The sequence below is a fragment of the Enterococcus sp. DIV0876 genome, assembly GCF_050529585.1.
Lineage (GTDB): Bacteria > Bacillota > Bacilli > Lactobacillales > Enterococcaceae > Enterococcus_D.
The window spans coordinates 368,128-382,644 of record NZ_CP172882.1 but is presented as its reverse complement, the minus strand read 5'-3'; the positions used below and the strand labels follow the sequence as shown (position 1 = coordinate 382,644).

Sequence of the window (14,517 nt, the reverse complement as noted above, 5' to 3'; positions counted from 1 at the left end):
CTCACTGTTCATCTGTTATCGTGGATTCATGCTGCAACAGTCATTCACTTATTAGCGTTGTTTAAAGACCTAAATCAGCTTCAGTATAATAGTCTGAATCGATCAATTCTTCTTTATAATTGTCAATATCGACTGAAACAGGGTTAGATAGATATGTCGGCACAACTTTCACACCGTTATCGTAGGTTTCCGTATCGTTCACAGGTACTTCCTCGCCATTTGCAATTGCTTCAATCATTTCGATCGTATTCTTCGCTAAGACCCGTGTATCTTTAAAAATCGTTTGTGTTTGTTCACCAGCAATGATTGATTTTACACCTGCTATTGTCGCGTCTTGTCCTGTAATCACTGGTAAGACTTTATCATCAGAGCCATAACCAACACCTTTTAGAGAAGAAATGATTCCTAAACTAATTGGATCGTATGGTGATAGCACGGCATCTAATGTTTTATCGGTGTAATTGGCACTTAACAAATTATCCATCCGTGCTTGGGCAGTTGAACCATCCCAACGCAAAGTTGCAATTTGATTGAAGTTGGTTTGGCCAGACGGTACAACCAATTGACCGCTATCAAAGTATTGTTGGAAGACAGAAATCACACCGTTATAATTGATCAACGCATTGTTGTCATCAGGAGAGCCGCCAAATAGTTCAATATTAAATGGCCCTTCTCCATCTTTCAAACCTAATTTTTCTTCAATATATGAGGCTTGTAAAACCCCCACACCAAAATTATCGAATGTTGCATAGTAATCCACATATTCGGAGTTCATCAGTAGACGGTCATAGGCAATGACTTTGATATCCTCGTTGTGGGCTTTTTCTAAAACATCTGTTAATGCCGAACCGTCGATTGAAGCAATTACCAAGGTATCGACACCTTTTGTGATCATATTTTCGATTTGGGCTACTTGGTTCTCTACTTTATCTTCTCCATATTGCAAATCTGTTTTGTAGCCTAATTTTTCTAACTCATCAACCATGTTGTTTCCATCTGCGATCCAGCGCTCTGCTGATTTCGTTGGCATCGCAATACCTACAAAACCTTTATCTCCGCTGCCGCCACTGCTTTCAGCGCCATTGCCGCAAGCTGCTAACATTCCGCCCACTGCCAATGTCGATGCCAATAATGCCCATTTACGAATAATTCCTTTCATTTGAACCCCTCCGTTTTCTTTATTTACATGAACAGTATACGAAAATTAGAAATCGCTTACATTCACTTTTTTTTGATATTCTCTTTGTTTTATTCTGATTCCATCGGTTCTCTTTTTAATTCCTAGGATTTTTTATGAAAACCCAGACTTTTTTTCGATTTGATAAATCAGTTAAAGCGTTTCCTTTTTTTTGTTAGAATAGAGGTTAGGGGTGAAAAAGATGAATAAATCATGGATCAAATATTTCTTTGTGATTGGCATGATCTGCCTATCAGGTTGTGCTTCCAGCAAGCCTGTCGAAAGTGAGAACGCCACGCAAAGCATCGTGATCGGGTTCTCTCAATCCGGTACTGAAAGCAGCTGGCGCAAACGCCATACGGAATCGATTCGAACTGAATTAGAAAAAGAAGGATACGAAGTTCTTTATCGCAACGGCTATATGAATCAAGATCGTCAAATTCAAGACATCCGCAGCTTTATTGTCTATCAAGTTGATGCCATCGTATTTACACCACTGCAAGAGGATGGTTGGGAGGCGATTTTAGAAGAAGCTGCACAGGCAGGTATTCCCGTCTTTGTCGTGGATCGGCACGTATCAGTCAACGATTCTTCTTTGTTTCTGACACATATTGGCCCTAGCTTTAAAGCTGAAGGCAATCGGGCTGGGCTATATGTCAGTAATTATTTCCGTGGGCAGTCCAATACAACGATCAATGTCTTGGAATTGACAGGTTTAGACAATACCTCGCCTACGCAACTGCGTTCTGAAGGATTTCGCGAAACCATCCAAAGAGATTTAGCACAAAATAATGTCACGATTCAAGTACAAGATGCCATCGGTGGCGACTTCATTCGTCGAAAAGGAAAAGAAGTGATTGAAACGTATATCAAAGAAGGCAAAATGGCGTCCATCGATGTCCTATTCAGCCATAATGATGAAATGACGATCGGGGCCTTGGAAGCCCTCGAAGAAACAGATATTGTGCCAGGAAAAGATTTGATCATCGTAACGATCGATGCCCAAAAAGAGATGATCGACAATTTAAAAAAAGGCCTCGTGAATTGCGTAGTGGAATGTAATCCAGAGGCTGGCGTTTTTGTTAAAAATGCGATCAATCGATATTTAAAGCGGGGTGCCGATGCGATTCCGAAAGAGATTTATGTACATGAAACAGTTTTCTCCAGCGATATGGATTTCAGCCAAATTCCGCCGAGAAATTATTGAGGTGCCTCAAATGAAAAACAAAGGGATCAATCATATTTTTAAACAAACGAATATTCTTATGATCATACTGGCATTTATCCCCTTATTGATCAGCAGTTTATTTTATGCGCGACAAATATTTATCTATCAAAATACGATCAACAATATCGAAGAAGCCAATCAATTGTCTGCCAAAGTGGATACTATCGTTTTGGAAGAAATGTGGGATTTGGTCTTTGGTCAACGCACGGTTTCAGATGTGGAACAGGCAAATGTGATCGATGAACTGCGTCATGATGTCTTGCATATCCGTGAGAATACTAGCACTGCCAAAGAAGCCAATACACTTGACGTCGCTTTGCGCACGCTTGATACTTTGGAAACCTATCAGCAACATTTGATCGATAACATCAATCAGGATCAGCCTATCGAACAAAATCAATATGTGATGATACAAGTAGATTCTGTGATTGATTTATTGTCTGAAATACTGCAAGAATTTGTTGGTGTCGAAATCAGCTTAGCCAGTCAGACCAACCATGAACTTGTCCAATCTGTTCTACTATTGATATTCTTTCAAGTACTATTGATTTTCGTGATTATCTATATTATCAATAAAAACCGTCGCTTTGTTCATGATAATTTGCAATATCCCCTCGATCGGTTATTGGAGTTGGCCAACGAATTGTCTCAAGGCCACTTAAATTTCCGTGCTGAATTGCCAGAGACACCGGAGTTGCGTACATTAACAAGTAGTCTAAATAAAATGGCGGATGACTTAACACGGTTACTGGAAGAAAATGCCCTAAAGCAATACCATTTGGCGCAAAGCGAAGTGCGGGTTTTACAAGCACAAATCACACCCCACTTTATTTACAATAGCCTAGATGCCATTGTATCTTTGATCGAAGTAGAACGATATGCGCAAGCAACCGAAATGACCTATGCACTGTCTGATTTCTTCCGTATATCTTTAAGTAAAGGACATGATTGGATTCCTATCGAGAAGGAATTGCGTCATGTGGATGATTACTTAAAGATATTGCAAATACGATACGGCGATATGCTTTCTTATACCATCGAAAACCATGTCCAAAGCCAAGATGTACTCATCCTCAAAATGATTTTGCAGCCACTCATTGAAAACGCTGTCTACCACGGAACAAAGTTTGTTCGCAGAGTAGGGAAAATTTCGGTCACAGTATCAGAATTACCGAAAATGGTGCAGATGACTGTGACGGATAATGGTGCAGGAATCGATGCAGAGCGTTTGCGCGCGATTCAAAAAAATCTAAGAGAAAATACTGATCCTGACCCATCCAGTGGCTACGGTCTCTATAATGTTTATCGCAGGCTGTTATTAAATTATGGAAGTGAAGCGCAAATGACTATCAATAGTCAGCATATGCAAGGCACGCAAATTATGATCCGTGTGCCTAAAAAGGAGGAAATCACCCATGTATAAAGTATTTATAGTGGAAGATGAACATCTCATTCGTGATAATTTACGGCAACAAATCATGACACTATCTAAGGTTTACCCCATTATTTATAGCGATGAAGCAGCAGATGGAGAGTTGGCCCTGGCATCGATTTTAGATATACGCCCGGATATTATTATCACTGATATCAAAATGCCCTTCATGGACGGTCTCGTCTTTGCAAAAGAAGCCAAAAAGCTGCTGCCAGAAGTACGAATTATCTTTATCAGTGGTTTCGATGATTTTACTTATGCCAAAACCGCACTGCAATTACAAGCAGATGATTATTTGCTGAAGCCAATCAAAAATGATGAACTGGCATTCGCGATCGAAAAAGTTGTTGCGCAACTAAACAAACAGAAAGCCCATAATCAAACTTTGCCCAAAGAAGATGCCCGTTTTGCGTTAGAAATCAAAAAAAATCATTTCTTAAATCAATTGTTTCACGACAACATCCTGATTTCTGATGCGATACAACAAGCAGAGGGGTTGCATCGCTCTTTTTCAGGGAAACAATTTTGTGTACTCTTGGCAAAAACACCTAGTAGTCAAAGTTTTTCTGATTATACGCGTTTCAGTGAACAGTTGACACAAAGTTATGGACAAGATGAAACGGTCCTTTTTTCTAGTGTCTCAAGTCGCTTTATCAAATTTTTGCTATTTGACTATGGCCGAGAACAGGTATTAGAAAAAGCCTATCAAATGGCCCAAAGTTTGGTGCATGGCTTCGGAGAAGAGATCGCTGTTTCGATTGGCCCCATTGCAGAGCGTTTTTCATCTATTGGTTATTCTTACGAAAAAGCCCAAGATATGCTGCAAACATATGGGAACATTCGCAAGGATAAAATCATTAGCTATGAAGATGACATGCGGGAAGGAGAACTTTCCCCTACAAACCCCTTTAAAATCGATTTGGCTTCGAGAATCGCACAAACCAGTATACAAAATATGGATGCTTTGATCGTAGACTTGATGCAGCCCCAAGGAAATATTGAACGTACCCACATGTTTCGGCTTTTTGTGTTGGTAGAATTACTCGCATTGATCAAGAAAAAAGAACATCAGCAACTCCCTGAGGTTGCAGAACATGACCACGATTTAGATTTCTTGGCGAAATTGACCCGTGATCAAAACCAATATCAAAAAAATTTAACTGAACTGTTGCATCTATTGGTCTCAGAAACAGTGAAACCAGCAATGGCAAAGTATCAAAGTGTGATTAATCAGGCAAAGAGTTTCATTAGCGAACATTTCTCAGATCCGAATATTTCTCTCAATTTGGTGGCAGAAAAAGTCCATTTGAGTCCTGCGCACTTTAGCACGATTTTTTCACAGGCCACAGATTCCACGTTTATCGAGTATCTCACGAACCAACGAATCGCACTTGCCAAAGAACTGTTGGTTACGACAAACTTACGCCTTGCCGATATTGCTTTTGATATTGGCTATAACGACCCCAACTATTTTTCATTTATTTTTAAAAAGAAAGAAAAAATCTCTCCGAAAGAATATCGGCAAAAACATGTCTGACCGCCCGTTTTTTCGACCAAACAAGCCCTCCTTTCAATCTATCCTAAAGAAACAGTGCTTTATATGTTTCAACCGTCGTACTGTCATCATTCGCAGATGCTAAAAAAATACACGCTATATTCTTTGGGCGCTCCTCGCACCAAAAAAACCTCAAAAACAATGTTTTTGAGGTTTTTCTCTTTACTAATCATAAAGTGCAGTCAAGACTTTACTTGTTTTCCATCGCCGCTTTCAATGCTGCAGCCAATGGACTCTCTTGTGGTTCTTCTTGGTTGATCTTGTTCATCAAACGGCGTTCTTCATGTTTCGTCAGCTTCTTGCTGCGCTCTTTTTTGTCCGCCATTTTTTCTGTCGTACCGTCAAATTTGCAACGGAAATAAGCGCCTTTTTGCCCCTCAATGATTTCCATTTTACGATGGCACTGTGGACAACGATGATTCGATACTTTCGGATCTTTCCGGCGTCGATATTTACATGTGCTACTTGAACAGACATAGATTTTACCGTCACGGGTACTTTTTTCTCGTAGCGGCTCACCACATTCTGGACATTTTTTCTGCGTTAAGGAGAAGTCTTGGTATTTGCTTTCACTTTGTTTGATTTCTTTGACCAATTGCTTGGTATCTTTTTCGATTTGGGCAAGGAACGTGTCCGCTGAATAGCTGCCTTTGGCAATCGATTCTAATTCTTTCTCCCATTTTTCTGTCAATTCCGGTGTTACCAATGAAGGATTGACCAATACCAGCAGTTGCTTGCCTTTTGGTGATACTTGCAAACCGCTTGGTGTCCGCTCCATCAATTCAGATTTGATCAATTTTTCGATGATCTCGGCTCTTGTTGCCGGAGTACCCAGACTATGTTTTTCCATTTTGCCTAGAAGTGTACCTTCATTTAATGGTTTCGGCGGCGTTGTTAGTTCTTTTTGGATCGTAAATACTGGCTTAACGGTACTGTCTTTTTGCCACGGCATTGCCTTGGTTTCATCCTCGGCGGTTGTTTTCCAACCGGCTTCAAGAATCGTATTATGGGTAAAGACAAAATGTTCATCGCCAAAAGAAACCGTTACTTTCTGTTGTTGTTTTTTGTGGGGTTTAGCAAACAACATCAAGAAACGAGCCACGATCATTTGATAGATACGTTGTTCATCGTTTGAAAGCTTCTCATAACGCGCACGTTGTTCTGTTGGCAGCAACGCGTGGTGATCACTGACTTTTTTGTCATTAAAAACTGCTTGCTGCTGGACAATTGCACCGTTTTTGATATAACCTTTGACTTCTGGCGCAAAATCAGCGACTGCTTGCAGACGCTCTTTCATGGTCGCCTTCATATCATTGGTCAAGTATTTCGAATCTGTTCGCGGATAGGTCACGATTTTATGGACTTCATACAAACTTTGCACCAATGACAAGGTCTTTTTCGCAGAAAAATCAAAACGCTGATTGGCTTCTCGTTGGATTTCTGTTAGATCATAAGGTAATGGAGCAGATTCGGTTTTGATTTTTTCCTCAATTGCCGTCACACGACCGTTTTGCTGACTCATCGTTTTGACTAATGCTTCTGCATCTGCCCGTTCATTCAATTGATATGGATTTTTCATTTGAAGTTTCGCTTTCGCTTCCCCAACCGTCAAGCTGATCACATGATACGTTTGCGGACGAAATCCTTCAATTTTTGATTCTTGCTCTCGCACCAAAGCTAAGGTCGGTGTTTGGACACGACCCGCACTTAAATTATCTTGATATTTGACCGTCAATGCCCGTGTCACATTCAGTCCTACCAGCCAATCGGCTTTTGCTCTTGCAAGTGCCGAATGATAAAGATTGTCATAATTTCGGGCTGGTTGCAGTTTGGCAAAGCCATCTTTGATTGCTTTAGGTGTTTGGGAAGAAATCCACAGACGCTTGACTGGTTTATCAAAACGAACCCACTCAAGGATCCAGCGCGCTACTAGTTCACCTTCCCGACCGGCATCGGTTGCGATCACGACTTCTGACACATCTTTGCGTTGCGCCAATTGCTTGATGGCTTTTAATTGATGCCCAGTCTTTGGCAACGGTTTGATACCAATATTTTTGGGAATCATCGGTAAAGTTTCCATCTGCCAGTTCGCCCAGTCTTTATTTAGATCTTCAGGCATTTTCAAACCCAATAAATGACCAAGGGCCCAAGTGACAATTACCTTGGGTCCTTCGTAATAATTTTTATGTTTTTGCTCACAGCCCAACACTTTGCTGAGGTCTTTGGCAACGCTTGGTTTTTCCGCTAGAATTAGTTGTTTCATAAAAATCTTTCTCGCTTTCATCGACGACTTGTTGATATTCTTTGAGTAGTGCTATCCCAATGTATTGTTGAAGGTAATCGTCGCATTCTTCGCACCAGCGTTCATCTTCTTCATTCCAAAAAGCCGTCATAAAGTTTGATTTTGCATTTATGTAAGAATAATCACTTCTGATTTCTTGCCATTTATTTTCATAAAATGACTTTGCTTCGTTAAAGGTGGCAAATGTGAATGCCTCTTGTATATCTGACTGCCATCCTTCAAAAAACCACCATGGTTCATTATCCCCATACATGACTACAACTTGATACATTCCATTGCTCCTTTCACGATTCCTTTATCATATTAGTCACTTTTACCTAAACTTGCAAGAAATAAGTTTCAACAATTAAGCACCCTTAAAAACATTCATAAAATCATCGTTTTTTTAAACATTGTTTGATTCATTTAAGATTACAGTAAATTTCTTCCATCCTTAGTCTAGCATAGAAGAAAACGAAAGTGAATATAACAAGAACGTAAATAAAAAATACCACACGTGATTTATTTTTTAGTCTGAAAAAAAATCTTCTATTGACCATTCATTGCGCAGGAAAAAGGGTAAGTTTTTTATACATAGATTGAAATGACCAGCAAACAAGTGGTTTGCTGGTCATTTTTTGTTATACGTATTGTAATTCTTTGGCTTCTTTGTAAGCTGCGTCGATCAAGCCGCCACCTAAACATTCCATGCCATCGTAAAAGACGACTGCTTGACCAGGTGTGATTGCCCGAACAGGTTCGTCAAAAATCACTTCTGCACGATCGCCATCCAACAAGTGGACAGTAACTGGCACATCTTGTTGACGATAACGAAACTTAGCTGTGCACTTAAACGTTGTCTTATGGTCTTCGTTGGTTGTAAAATGAATTTCACTTGCTTCCAAACGATCCGCATATAATGCTGGATGATGGAAACCTTGACCGACATATAGTGTATTGGTCGCTAAATCTTTCCCAACCACAAACCAAGGTTCTTGGGTAGCACCGCCGCCACCGATACCAAGACCTTGACGTTGACCAATCGTATAGTACATCAAACCATCGTGTTGCCCTTTGACTTCACCATCTAATGTCACCATATTGCCTTTTTTGGCAGGTAAATAGTTGCTTAAAAATTGTTTGAAATTCTTTTCGCCAATAAAACAAACACCCGTTGAATCTTTCTTCTTGGCAGTGGCCAACCCAGCACGTTCGGCAATCGCCCGTACTTCAGATTTTTCCATGCCGCCTAAAGGAAACATCGTTTTGCTTAATTGTTCTTGGGACAATTGGCTTAAGAAATAGGTTTGATCTTTGTTGTTATCCACGCCACGCAACATATGGGTCACGCCATCTTCATCCACGGTGACTTGGGCATAGTGGCCAGTGGCAACATAGTCTGCACCAAGATCCATCGCATAATCCAAAAAGGCTTTGAATTTGATTTCTTTGTTACACATGACATCTGGATTGGGTGTCCTTCCTGCACGGTATTCTGCTAAGAAATATTCGAACACGCGATCCCAATATTCTTTTTCAAAATTGACAGAATAATAGGGAATCCCAATTTGGGCAGCGACTTTCGCTACATCCTTATAATCCTCCGTTGCGGTACAGACGCCATTTTCATCGGTATCATCCCAGTTTTTCATAAAGATCCCGACAACATCATACCCTTGTTCTTTCAGCAAAAGTGCTGTTACCGACGAGTCCACCCCGCCGCTCATTCCAACCACCACTCGGGTGTTTTCGTTAGACATGATTGAATCACCATCATTTCAATTATAGATTCTGAAATCATCTACGATTTGAAGGTCGCAACTTTTCAGTATCTTGCATTATACATCAAAACACCAAAAACTTCACGGGAAGTTTTTCATCTTTTGGATTCTTTAATGATTTATATATAGAAGAAAGAAGGGATAACCTGTTGCAGCAGACAAAAAACGACCAGTCTGTCGACTGGTCGTTGAGGTTATATGAGATTATTGAACGCGAGGTTCGTTGTTTTCTTGGATTTTAGTCGTTGTTCTATTGAACGCACCTTTGGCTTTACGTCCTTGTTTAGAAGCAAAGTCGCCAGTTGTTTCAGCAGCACTGCTGACTTTATCTTGGACTGTTTCAGAATCTTTCTCGAATTGTTCACGTGTTTTGACATCTGCCACATTCACGTTGACTTCGATCACATCTAAGTTTGTCATTTTGTTGACTTGTGTAGATACAACGTCTTTGATTTCATCATAGATCGTTGTCATGTCACTGCCGTATTCAGCAATGATATCTAAGTCTACCGCAACTTGTTTCTTGCCGACTTCAACGTTGATCCCTGAAGTGACATCATCGGTATTTACTAATTTACCAGCGATATTTGAGAAGAAGCCGCCGTCAACTGTTAATAGACCTTCTACAGATTCTAATGCAATGCCTACGATTTTTTGAATAACTTTATCTTCGTAAGTTAATTCTCCTTTAACACCTGTTGTTGTTGGTTTTACTTGGTTTTCCATCGTACATTCCTCCTAATATCTTTTTTAAATTAATATAATATTACCAAATTTTAACGTTGCGGTCTTTGAAATTGCTCAAAGAAACCGACTTCTTTTAGATAAAACCCCAAATACGTGCCTAGTGCAGTGAAAATGATCAGCAACAAGGTCTTCAAAAAGCCGATCGTAATCAATAGAATCGCTAGAATCAAACCTAACACTGCAAAAATAGTTGGAATTTTATAATGACTGAACCATTCATTCATTTCATTTTTCCTCCTATACCACCCGTGGCTGTTCATGCGTTGTGGGTTTTGTTTCGGCATCTTTCAAGATGACTTCTGTTTGAATATTGCTTTCGACCCCAAATAGTTGTTGCAAACTCCCACTGATATCCGTCACTAAGCGTTCTTGCTTTTGTGCTATATCCGTTGTCTGCTTCATCTCACCATCTAGTTTGACAGAAACTTTGTTTTTAACGATTTTGATTTTTGCTGATGGTTGATGAATGAAATCTGTTTCCTCAGCTTTCTGAACAACAAAATGTTCCAAGGCTTTCTTTTGGATCTCCAAATTCCCGCTTTGGTGCTTGATGATCAAGCAATCTGAACGTTTAGGGAATAATAGAACCACGATGATCGCCAAGATCGTAAAACAAGCAAAGCCAGCTGACAACCAGAAGATGAACATGTTCATGGAAGAGCCGATCCAAGGATATTCTGCTAGTGGTATCAGATAAAAAGGCAAGTGTACTGCCTGTTGCGTGGCAATCATGCCAAAGAAAAAGAGCAGTAACAACATGAACAATCCGATGACCAAAATCACTTTAGAAATCTTACGCATTGGCAACCTCCTTTGCTGCTTGTTACTTAAAGCATACACATTTCTCAAAATATCATCAAATAATAACTCCTGAAATTGATTATTTTTTGAGAAAGAGCTTTTTTTTGCAATAAAGCCATTCTTTTTCATAGGGCTTGCTGTCAAAGAGTTCCCCTTCGTCTCAGAATCAAATCAGATACCCAAAATCAACGATCAAGTTGTTATTCTCCGTGAGAAAGTTTCGCCAGCTCTTCACTTTTTCGCTGGTACAACAATGTAAGTTCATTTTCAGAGATTGGTTGGCCAAATGGACGTGGCTGTGTGAGAAAATTTAGTTCTGGTGCATCGACGCCGACATTCAGATTCTCTGCAATGGGTACACTATAATGGTGAATATGTCCATGAAGGTTTCGACTATTTTTGGTGATACCTAATAACATCGGATAATGCGTCAGCAAAAATTGCTGATGATCGAACTTGATCAAGGCGCCGACATCTTCAAATGCGAACTTTGGTTTTCCTAGTAAACCTGGATCATTGTTTTTTAGATAACGAAAAAATGACCGCGTATCATGATTGCCTTTGATAAACACGATTTTTCCTTGCAGCTGATCGATCAAGGCTAAGACCTCAGGAAATCCTTTTTCATAGGCCGGATGCATCGCAACATCTCCTAGATGATAAACAGTATCGTGATCAGTCACCACATGGTTCCAACTTGCTATCATTACTTGATGCATCTTTTCTATGGTTTCAAATGGACGCGGTGCAAAATCATTTTCTCCCAGCAATGCTTCATGGAAGAAATGGGTGTCTGCGGTAAAAAAGTTCATTCCATTCCCCTTCCTAAATCACTTCTAATGGTTGTTTTTTTGTTGGCGGCAGAAAGCGGGCATCGATTTTTTCAAGATCTTCTGCTGAAAAGCGAATCTGTTTCGCTTCAATGTTCTGCACCATATGCTGGGCATCGCTGGTTTGAGGAATCGCTAAAGTTTGACCATTGCGAATCGTCCATGCCAACAAGAGTTGGAAAACAGAAATTCCCTTTTCTTCCGCCATTTCCTTCAACAACGGATCATTGCGAAAATGATTGCCGCGACTGTCGCCTTGCGCAATGGGTGAATAGGCTATCAAAGGAATCTGCGCTTCTTGCAGCCAAGGAATCAAATCATATTCGATGCCGCGGGCACCTAAATTATATAACACTTGATTGGCCGCACATTGTTTCCCATCCGGCACTTGCATCAGTGCTTGCATCTCGGCCACATCAAAATTAGATACCCCCCAATCGCGGATTTTTCCAGTCGCTTTAGCAGCTTCCATGGCGTTGACGGTTTCTGCAAGTGGAACATCCCCTGGCCAATGCAAGAGGTAAAGATCCAAGTACTCTGTACCCAATCGTGCCAATGTTCGATCTAGCGCTTGAGAGAGTTCGGCTTTTGATGCATGCCAAGGATAGACTTTTGAAATCAAATAAAGATCGCTGCGGGTATAGTCTTTGATGGCTTTGCCAACCAATTCTTCCGCTGCACCCTCACCATACATTTCTGCAGTATCTATGACAACCAATCCACCATCGATCCCCGCTTGCAAAGCTTCGATCTCTGCTTGTTCTTTGACGGGATCATCGCCCATATGCCATGTACCCATACCAACGGTTTCTTGTGTTCCTCTGCGTTTGTCGTCCTTCATCTGTTATCCTTCTTTCCGATTGAAACCTTTTTACAGCAGGAGCTATAAAACAATGTGCCCCAATTGTTAGGTCTAGTATAAAAAGAAAAGTCAAAAGATACAAAAAAAGCGTATCGGTACCCATTCCGTAGAATGCAGATACTGATACACTTAAGCTGATCGCTTGTTTAAACTTTTTCAAATAAACCACGGCTAATGAATCCGTCCATTAGAAAGTAAAATTTATCTTGCAGCATTTTTTGTTTTGGATCTTTAAAAATGTTGACAGCTTTTAAGCCATTGGCTGTTGTGATCGACATTTTAAATGTCTGAATGTCTTTTGCCACCGTAATTTTTAGTTTAAATCCTTCTTTGCTTTGGGGTGTTGCTTCTAATCCGCGGATCAATTGGAAATTGCCGCCGTTTGTTTCAGTGAAGCCATTGTCTCGTAATGTATAGCGCTTTGCTTCTGGTGCTAAGCGATAGACCGTTTCAGCACCTAAGACGGTCGCTTTTGTTTCAAATGCCATTCTTTCACCTCATTTAACTCATTTCTTTTATTATAAATAGTTTTGGAAGAGAAAGCCAGTCGAACTCTTACTTTCTCGAAGCCAACACCGTTTTTGCTAAAAGTTGAGCGAATTGACGGACTTCTTCCATTGTATTGCCTAAGCCAAAACTAATCCGGACAGATTCCCGAATGGCCGGGTGGTCTTTGCCAAGCATCGCTTCCAACACATGAGAAGGTTCAACATTTCCTGCTGTACAAGCACTTCCTGTCGAAATCGCCACGCCTTTTAAGTCCAGTTTCATCAACAGCAAATCGCTGCTAACACCTGGAAAGCGCAGATTGAGAATATGCGGCAATTTGCTTGCAGGATTGCCATTCAATTGATAGTCAACGCCTTGTTCTTGCAGTATATCTAATAAAGCATCCGCAAACTGCGCATAGTGGCGACTGTTTTCTTGTTGGACTTGATCCGTCAGCAAGGATGCCGCTTTGGCCATCCCCATGATGCCAACCAGATTTTCTGTGCCAGCTCGTCTTTTTTCTTCTTGTTCGCCACCATGCATATAAGATGGCAATGAAATGCCATCACGTTTGTAAAGAAAACCAACGCCCTTTGGTCCATTGATTTTATGGGCAGAGATGCTTAATAGATCAATCCCATTTTCAACAATGTGCAATGGAATCTTCCCATACGCTTGCACAGCATCTGTGTGAAAAACAGCCTGATGATCCTGTAAAACAGCACCAATCGCTGTGATTGGCAAGATATTACCCGTCTCATTATTGGCAGTCATGATCGATACGAGAATCGTATCTGGCCGTAAAGCTGCTTCTAGATCTGCCACCGCTAATTGTCCAGTTTGATCGACTGGCAAATACGTTACATCAAAGCCAAGTGTTTCTAAGTACTGCATGCTCTGCATGACAGCTGGATGCTCGATTTGGGTCGTGATGATATGTTTGCCAAGTGCTTGCTGGCTGATTGCTGTACCAATGATCGCTGTATTGTCGCTTTCTGTGCCACCGCTATTGAAAATAATCTCATGTTCTTTGACACCTAACTGTTCTGCAATGACTTGCCGGGCAGTTTCTAATTTTGTATGGGCATCCCGACCATAATGATGGATACTTGATGGATTACCAAAAACCGTCGCCATCGTTTCACTCATCACTTGGATCACTTCAGGATGGATCGGCGTTGTTGCCGCGTGGTCTAAATACACCATTTTATTCACCTTTCCTTCATATGTGCCATTATAGCAGAACTTGTGTCGGAGTCTATCATTAATCTTTCTGGCAAGATGATGCATACAGTAAAACACCTTGCAACTTTTTGGGAATAACACCCCTTATC

At 40.7% G+C, this 14,517-nt stretch carries 14 protein-coding genes; 3 read left to right on the top strand and 11 right to left on the bottom strand.

The annotated features are described in order from the left end of the window. Positions 1–61: 61 nt before the first annotated feature. Complete coding sequence (gene chvE / locus IGI41_RS01870) at positions 62–1,159, bottom strand: multiple monosaccharide ABC transporter substrate-binding protein (protein WP_430610964.1); 1,098 nt, start codon at positions 1,157–1,159, stop codon at positions 62–64. 259 nt (positions 1,160–1,418) lie between these two features. On the opposite strand from chvE, the gene IGI41_RS01865 reads away from it, so the two are divergent. The 3 genes from IGI41_RS01865 to IGI41_RS01855 are packed head-to-tail and all read left to right on the top strand — an operon-like array spanning position 1,419 to position 5,374. Next, a complete protein-coding gene (locus IGI41_RS01865) occupies positions 1,419–2,384 on the top strand; it encodes an ABC transporter substrate-binding protein (RefSeq protein ID WP_430612677.1) in 966 nt (321 codons plus the stop codon). A gap of 10 nt (positions 2,385–2,394) precedes the next feature. Further along, positions 2,395–3,828: a sensor histidine kinase gene (locus IGI41_RS01860; protein WP_430612675.1), complete on the top strand. Its 1,434-nt coding sequence runs from the start codon at positions 2,395–2,397 to the stop codon at positions 3,826–3,828. Beyond that, on the top strand, positions 3,821–5,374 hold the full coding sequence (locus tag IGI41_RS01855; protein ID WP_430610963.1) for a response regulator transcription factor: 1,554 nt from the start codon (positions 3,821–3,823) through the stop codon (positions 5,372–5,374). The genes IGI41_RS01860 and IGI41_RS01855 overlap by 8 nt, the downstream gene beginning before the upstream one ends. A 208-nt stretch (positions 5,375–5,582) precedes the next feature. On the opposite strand, the gene IGI41_RS01850 is transcribed toward IGI41_RS01855, so the two are convergent. The 10 genes from IGI41_RS01850 to IGI41_RS01805 form a co-directional block, all read right to left on the bottom strand. Then, a complete protein-coding gene (locus tag IGI41_RS01850; RefSeq protein WP_430610962.1) occupies positions 5,583–7,655 on the bottom strand; it encodes a DNA topoisomerase III in 2,073 nt (690 codons plus the stop codon). After that, positions 7,588–7,965 carry a DUF1033 family protein gene (locus IGI41_RS01845; protein WP_430610961.1) on the bottom strand — a complete coding sequence of 126 codons (378 nt, stop codon included), beginning with the start codon at positions 7,963–7,965 and terminating at the stop codon, positions 7,588–7,590. Before IGI41_RS01845 ends, IGI41_RS01850 begins: the two co-directional genes overlap by 68 nt. A gap of 349 nt (positions 7,966–8,314) precedes the next feature. Then, on the bottom strand, positions 8,315–9,433 hold the full coding sequence (gene mnmA / locus IGI41_RS01840; protein ID WP_430610959.1) for a tRNA 2-thiouridine(34) synthase MnmA: 1,119 nt from the start codon (positions 9,431–9,433) through the stop codon (positions 8,315–8,317). Between the two features lie 225 nt (positions 9,434–9,658). Then, positions 9,659–10,180 carry an Asp23/Gls24 family envelope stress response protein gene (locus tag IGI41_RS01835; protein WP_430610957.1) on the bottom strand — a complete coding sequence of 174 codons (522 nt, stop codon included), beginning with the start codon at positions 10,178–10,180 and terminating at the stop codon, positions 9,659–9,661. Positions 10,181–10,230: 50 nt separating this feature from the next. Further along, entirely contained in the window at positions 10,231–10,425 is a 195-nt protein-coding gene (locus IGI41_RS01830; RefSeq protein WP_430610955.1) for a DUF2273 domain-containing protein, read from the bottom strand. 13 nt (positions 10,426–10,438) lie between these two features. After that, positions 10,439–11,002 (bottom strand): alkaline shock response membrane anchor protein AmaP, encoded by a 564-nt coding sequence (amaP, locus tag IGI41_RS01825; protein WP_430610954.1) that lies wholly within the window; start codon positions 11,000–11,002, stop codon positions 10,439–10,441. Between the two features lie 200 nt (positions 11,003–11,202). Then, the gene (locus IGI41_RS01820) at positions 11,203–11,814 is read right to left on the bottom strand and encodes a metallophosphoesterase (protein WP_430610952.1); all 612 of its coding nucleotides are present in this window, start codon (positions 11,812–11,814) and stop codon (positions 11,203–11,205) included. A 13-nt stretch (positions 11,815–11,827) separates the two neighbouring features. Then, positions 11,828–12,673 (bottom strand): aldo/keto reductase, encoded by an 846-nt coding sequence (locus tag IGI41_RS01815; protein ID WP_430610950.1) that lies wholly within the window; start codon positions 12,671–12,673, stop codon positions 11,828–11,830. A 167-nt stretch (positions 12,674–12,840) separates the two neighbouring features. Beyond that, positions 12,841–13,182: a DUF1831 domain-containing protein gene (locus IGI41_RS01810; protein WP_430610947.1), complete on the bottom strand. Its 342-nt coding sequence runs from the start codon at positions 13,180–13,182 to the stop codon at positions 12,841–12,843. 67 nt (positions 13,183–13,249) lie between these two features. Beyond that, positions 13,250–14,389 carry a cysteine desulfurase family protein gene (locus IGI41_RS01805; protein ID WP_430612673.1) on the bottom strand — a complete coding sequence of 380 codons (1,140 nt, stop codon included), beginning with the start codon at positions 14,387–14,389 and terminating at the stop codon, positions 13,250–13,252. Between the last annotated feature and the right edge of the window lie 128 nt (positions 14,390–14,517).

Excerpts from the sequence above, each read along its gene's own strand:
- IGI41_RS01865 (WP_430612677.1), top strand. The coding sequence starts at position 1,419 with ATGATCTGCCTATCAGGTTGTGCTTCCAGCAAGCCTGTCGAAAGTGAG.
- IGI41_RS01830 (WP_430610955.1), bottom strand. The coding sequence starts at position 10,425 with ATGAATGAATGGTTCAGTCATTATAAAATTCCAACTATTTTTGCAGTG.
- IGI41_RS01815 (WP_430610950.1), bottom strand. The coding sequence starts at position 12,673 with ATGAAGGACGACAAACGCAGAGGAACACAAGAAACCGTTGGTATGGGT.
- IGI41_RS01820 (WP_430610952.1), bottom strand. The coding sequence starts at position 11,814 with ATGAACTTTTTTACCGCAGACACCCATTTCTTCCATGAAGCATTGCTG.
- IGI41_RS01850 (WP_430610962.1), bottom strand. The coding sequence starts at position 7,655 with ATGAAACAACTAATTCTAGCGGAAAAACCAAGCGTTGCCAAAGACCTC.
- mnmA (WP_430610959.1), bottom strand. The coding sequence starts at position 9,433 with ATGTCTAACGAAAACACCCGAGTGGTGGTTGGAATGAGCGGCGGGGTG.
- IGI41_RS01805 (WP_430612673.1), bottom strand. The coding sequence starts at position 14,389 with ATGGTGTATTTAGACCACGCGGCAACAACGCCGATCCATCCTGAAGTG.
- amaP (WP_430610954.1), bottom strand. The coding sequence starts at position 11,002 with ATGCGTAAGATTTCTAAAGTGATTTTGGTCATCGGATTGTTCATGTTG.
- IGI41_RS01855 (WP_430610963.1), top strand. The coding sequence starts at position 3,821 with ATGTATAAAGTATTTATAGTGGAAGATGAACATCTCATTCGTGATAAT.
- chvE (WP_430610964.1), bottom strand. The coding sequence starts at position 1,159 with ATGAAAGGAATTATTCGTAAATGGGCATTATTGGCATCGACATTGGCA.
- IGI41_RS01810 (WP_430610947.1), bottom strand. The coding sequence starts at position 13,182 with ATGGCATTTGAAACAAAAGCGACCGTCTTAGGTGCTGAAACGGTCTAT.
- IGI41_RS01860 (WP_430612675.1), top strand. The coding sequence starts at position 2,395 with ATGAAAAACAAAGGGATCAATCATATTTTTAAACAAACGAATATTCTT.
- IGI41_RS01845 (WP_430610961.1), bottom strand. The coding sequence starts at position 7,965 with ATGTATCAAGTTGTAGTCATGTATGGGGATAATGAACCATGGTGGTTT.
- IGI41_RS01835 (WP_430610957.1), bottom strand. The coding sequence starts at position 10,180 with ATGGAAAACCAAGTAAAACCAACAACAACAGGTGTTAAAGGAGAATTA.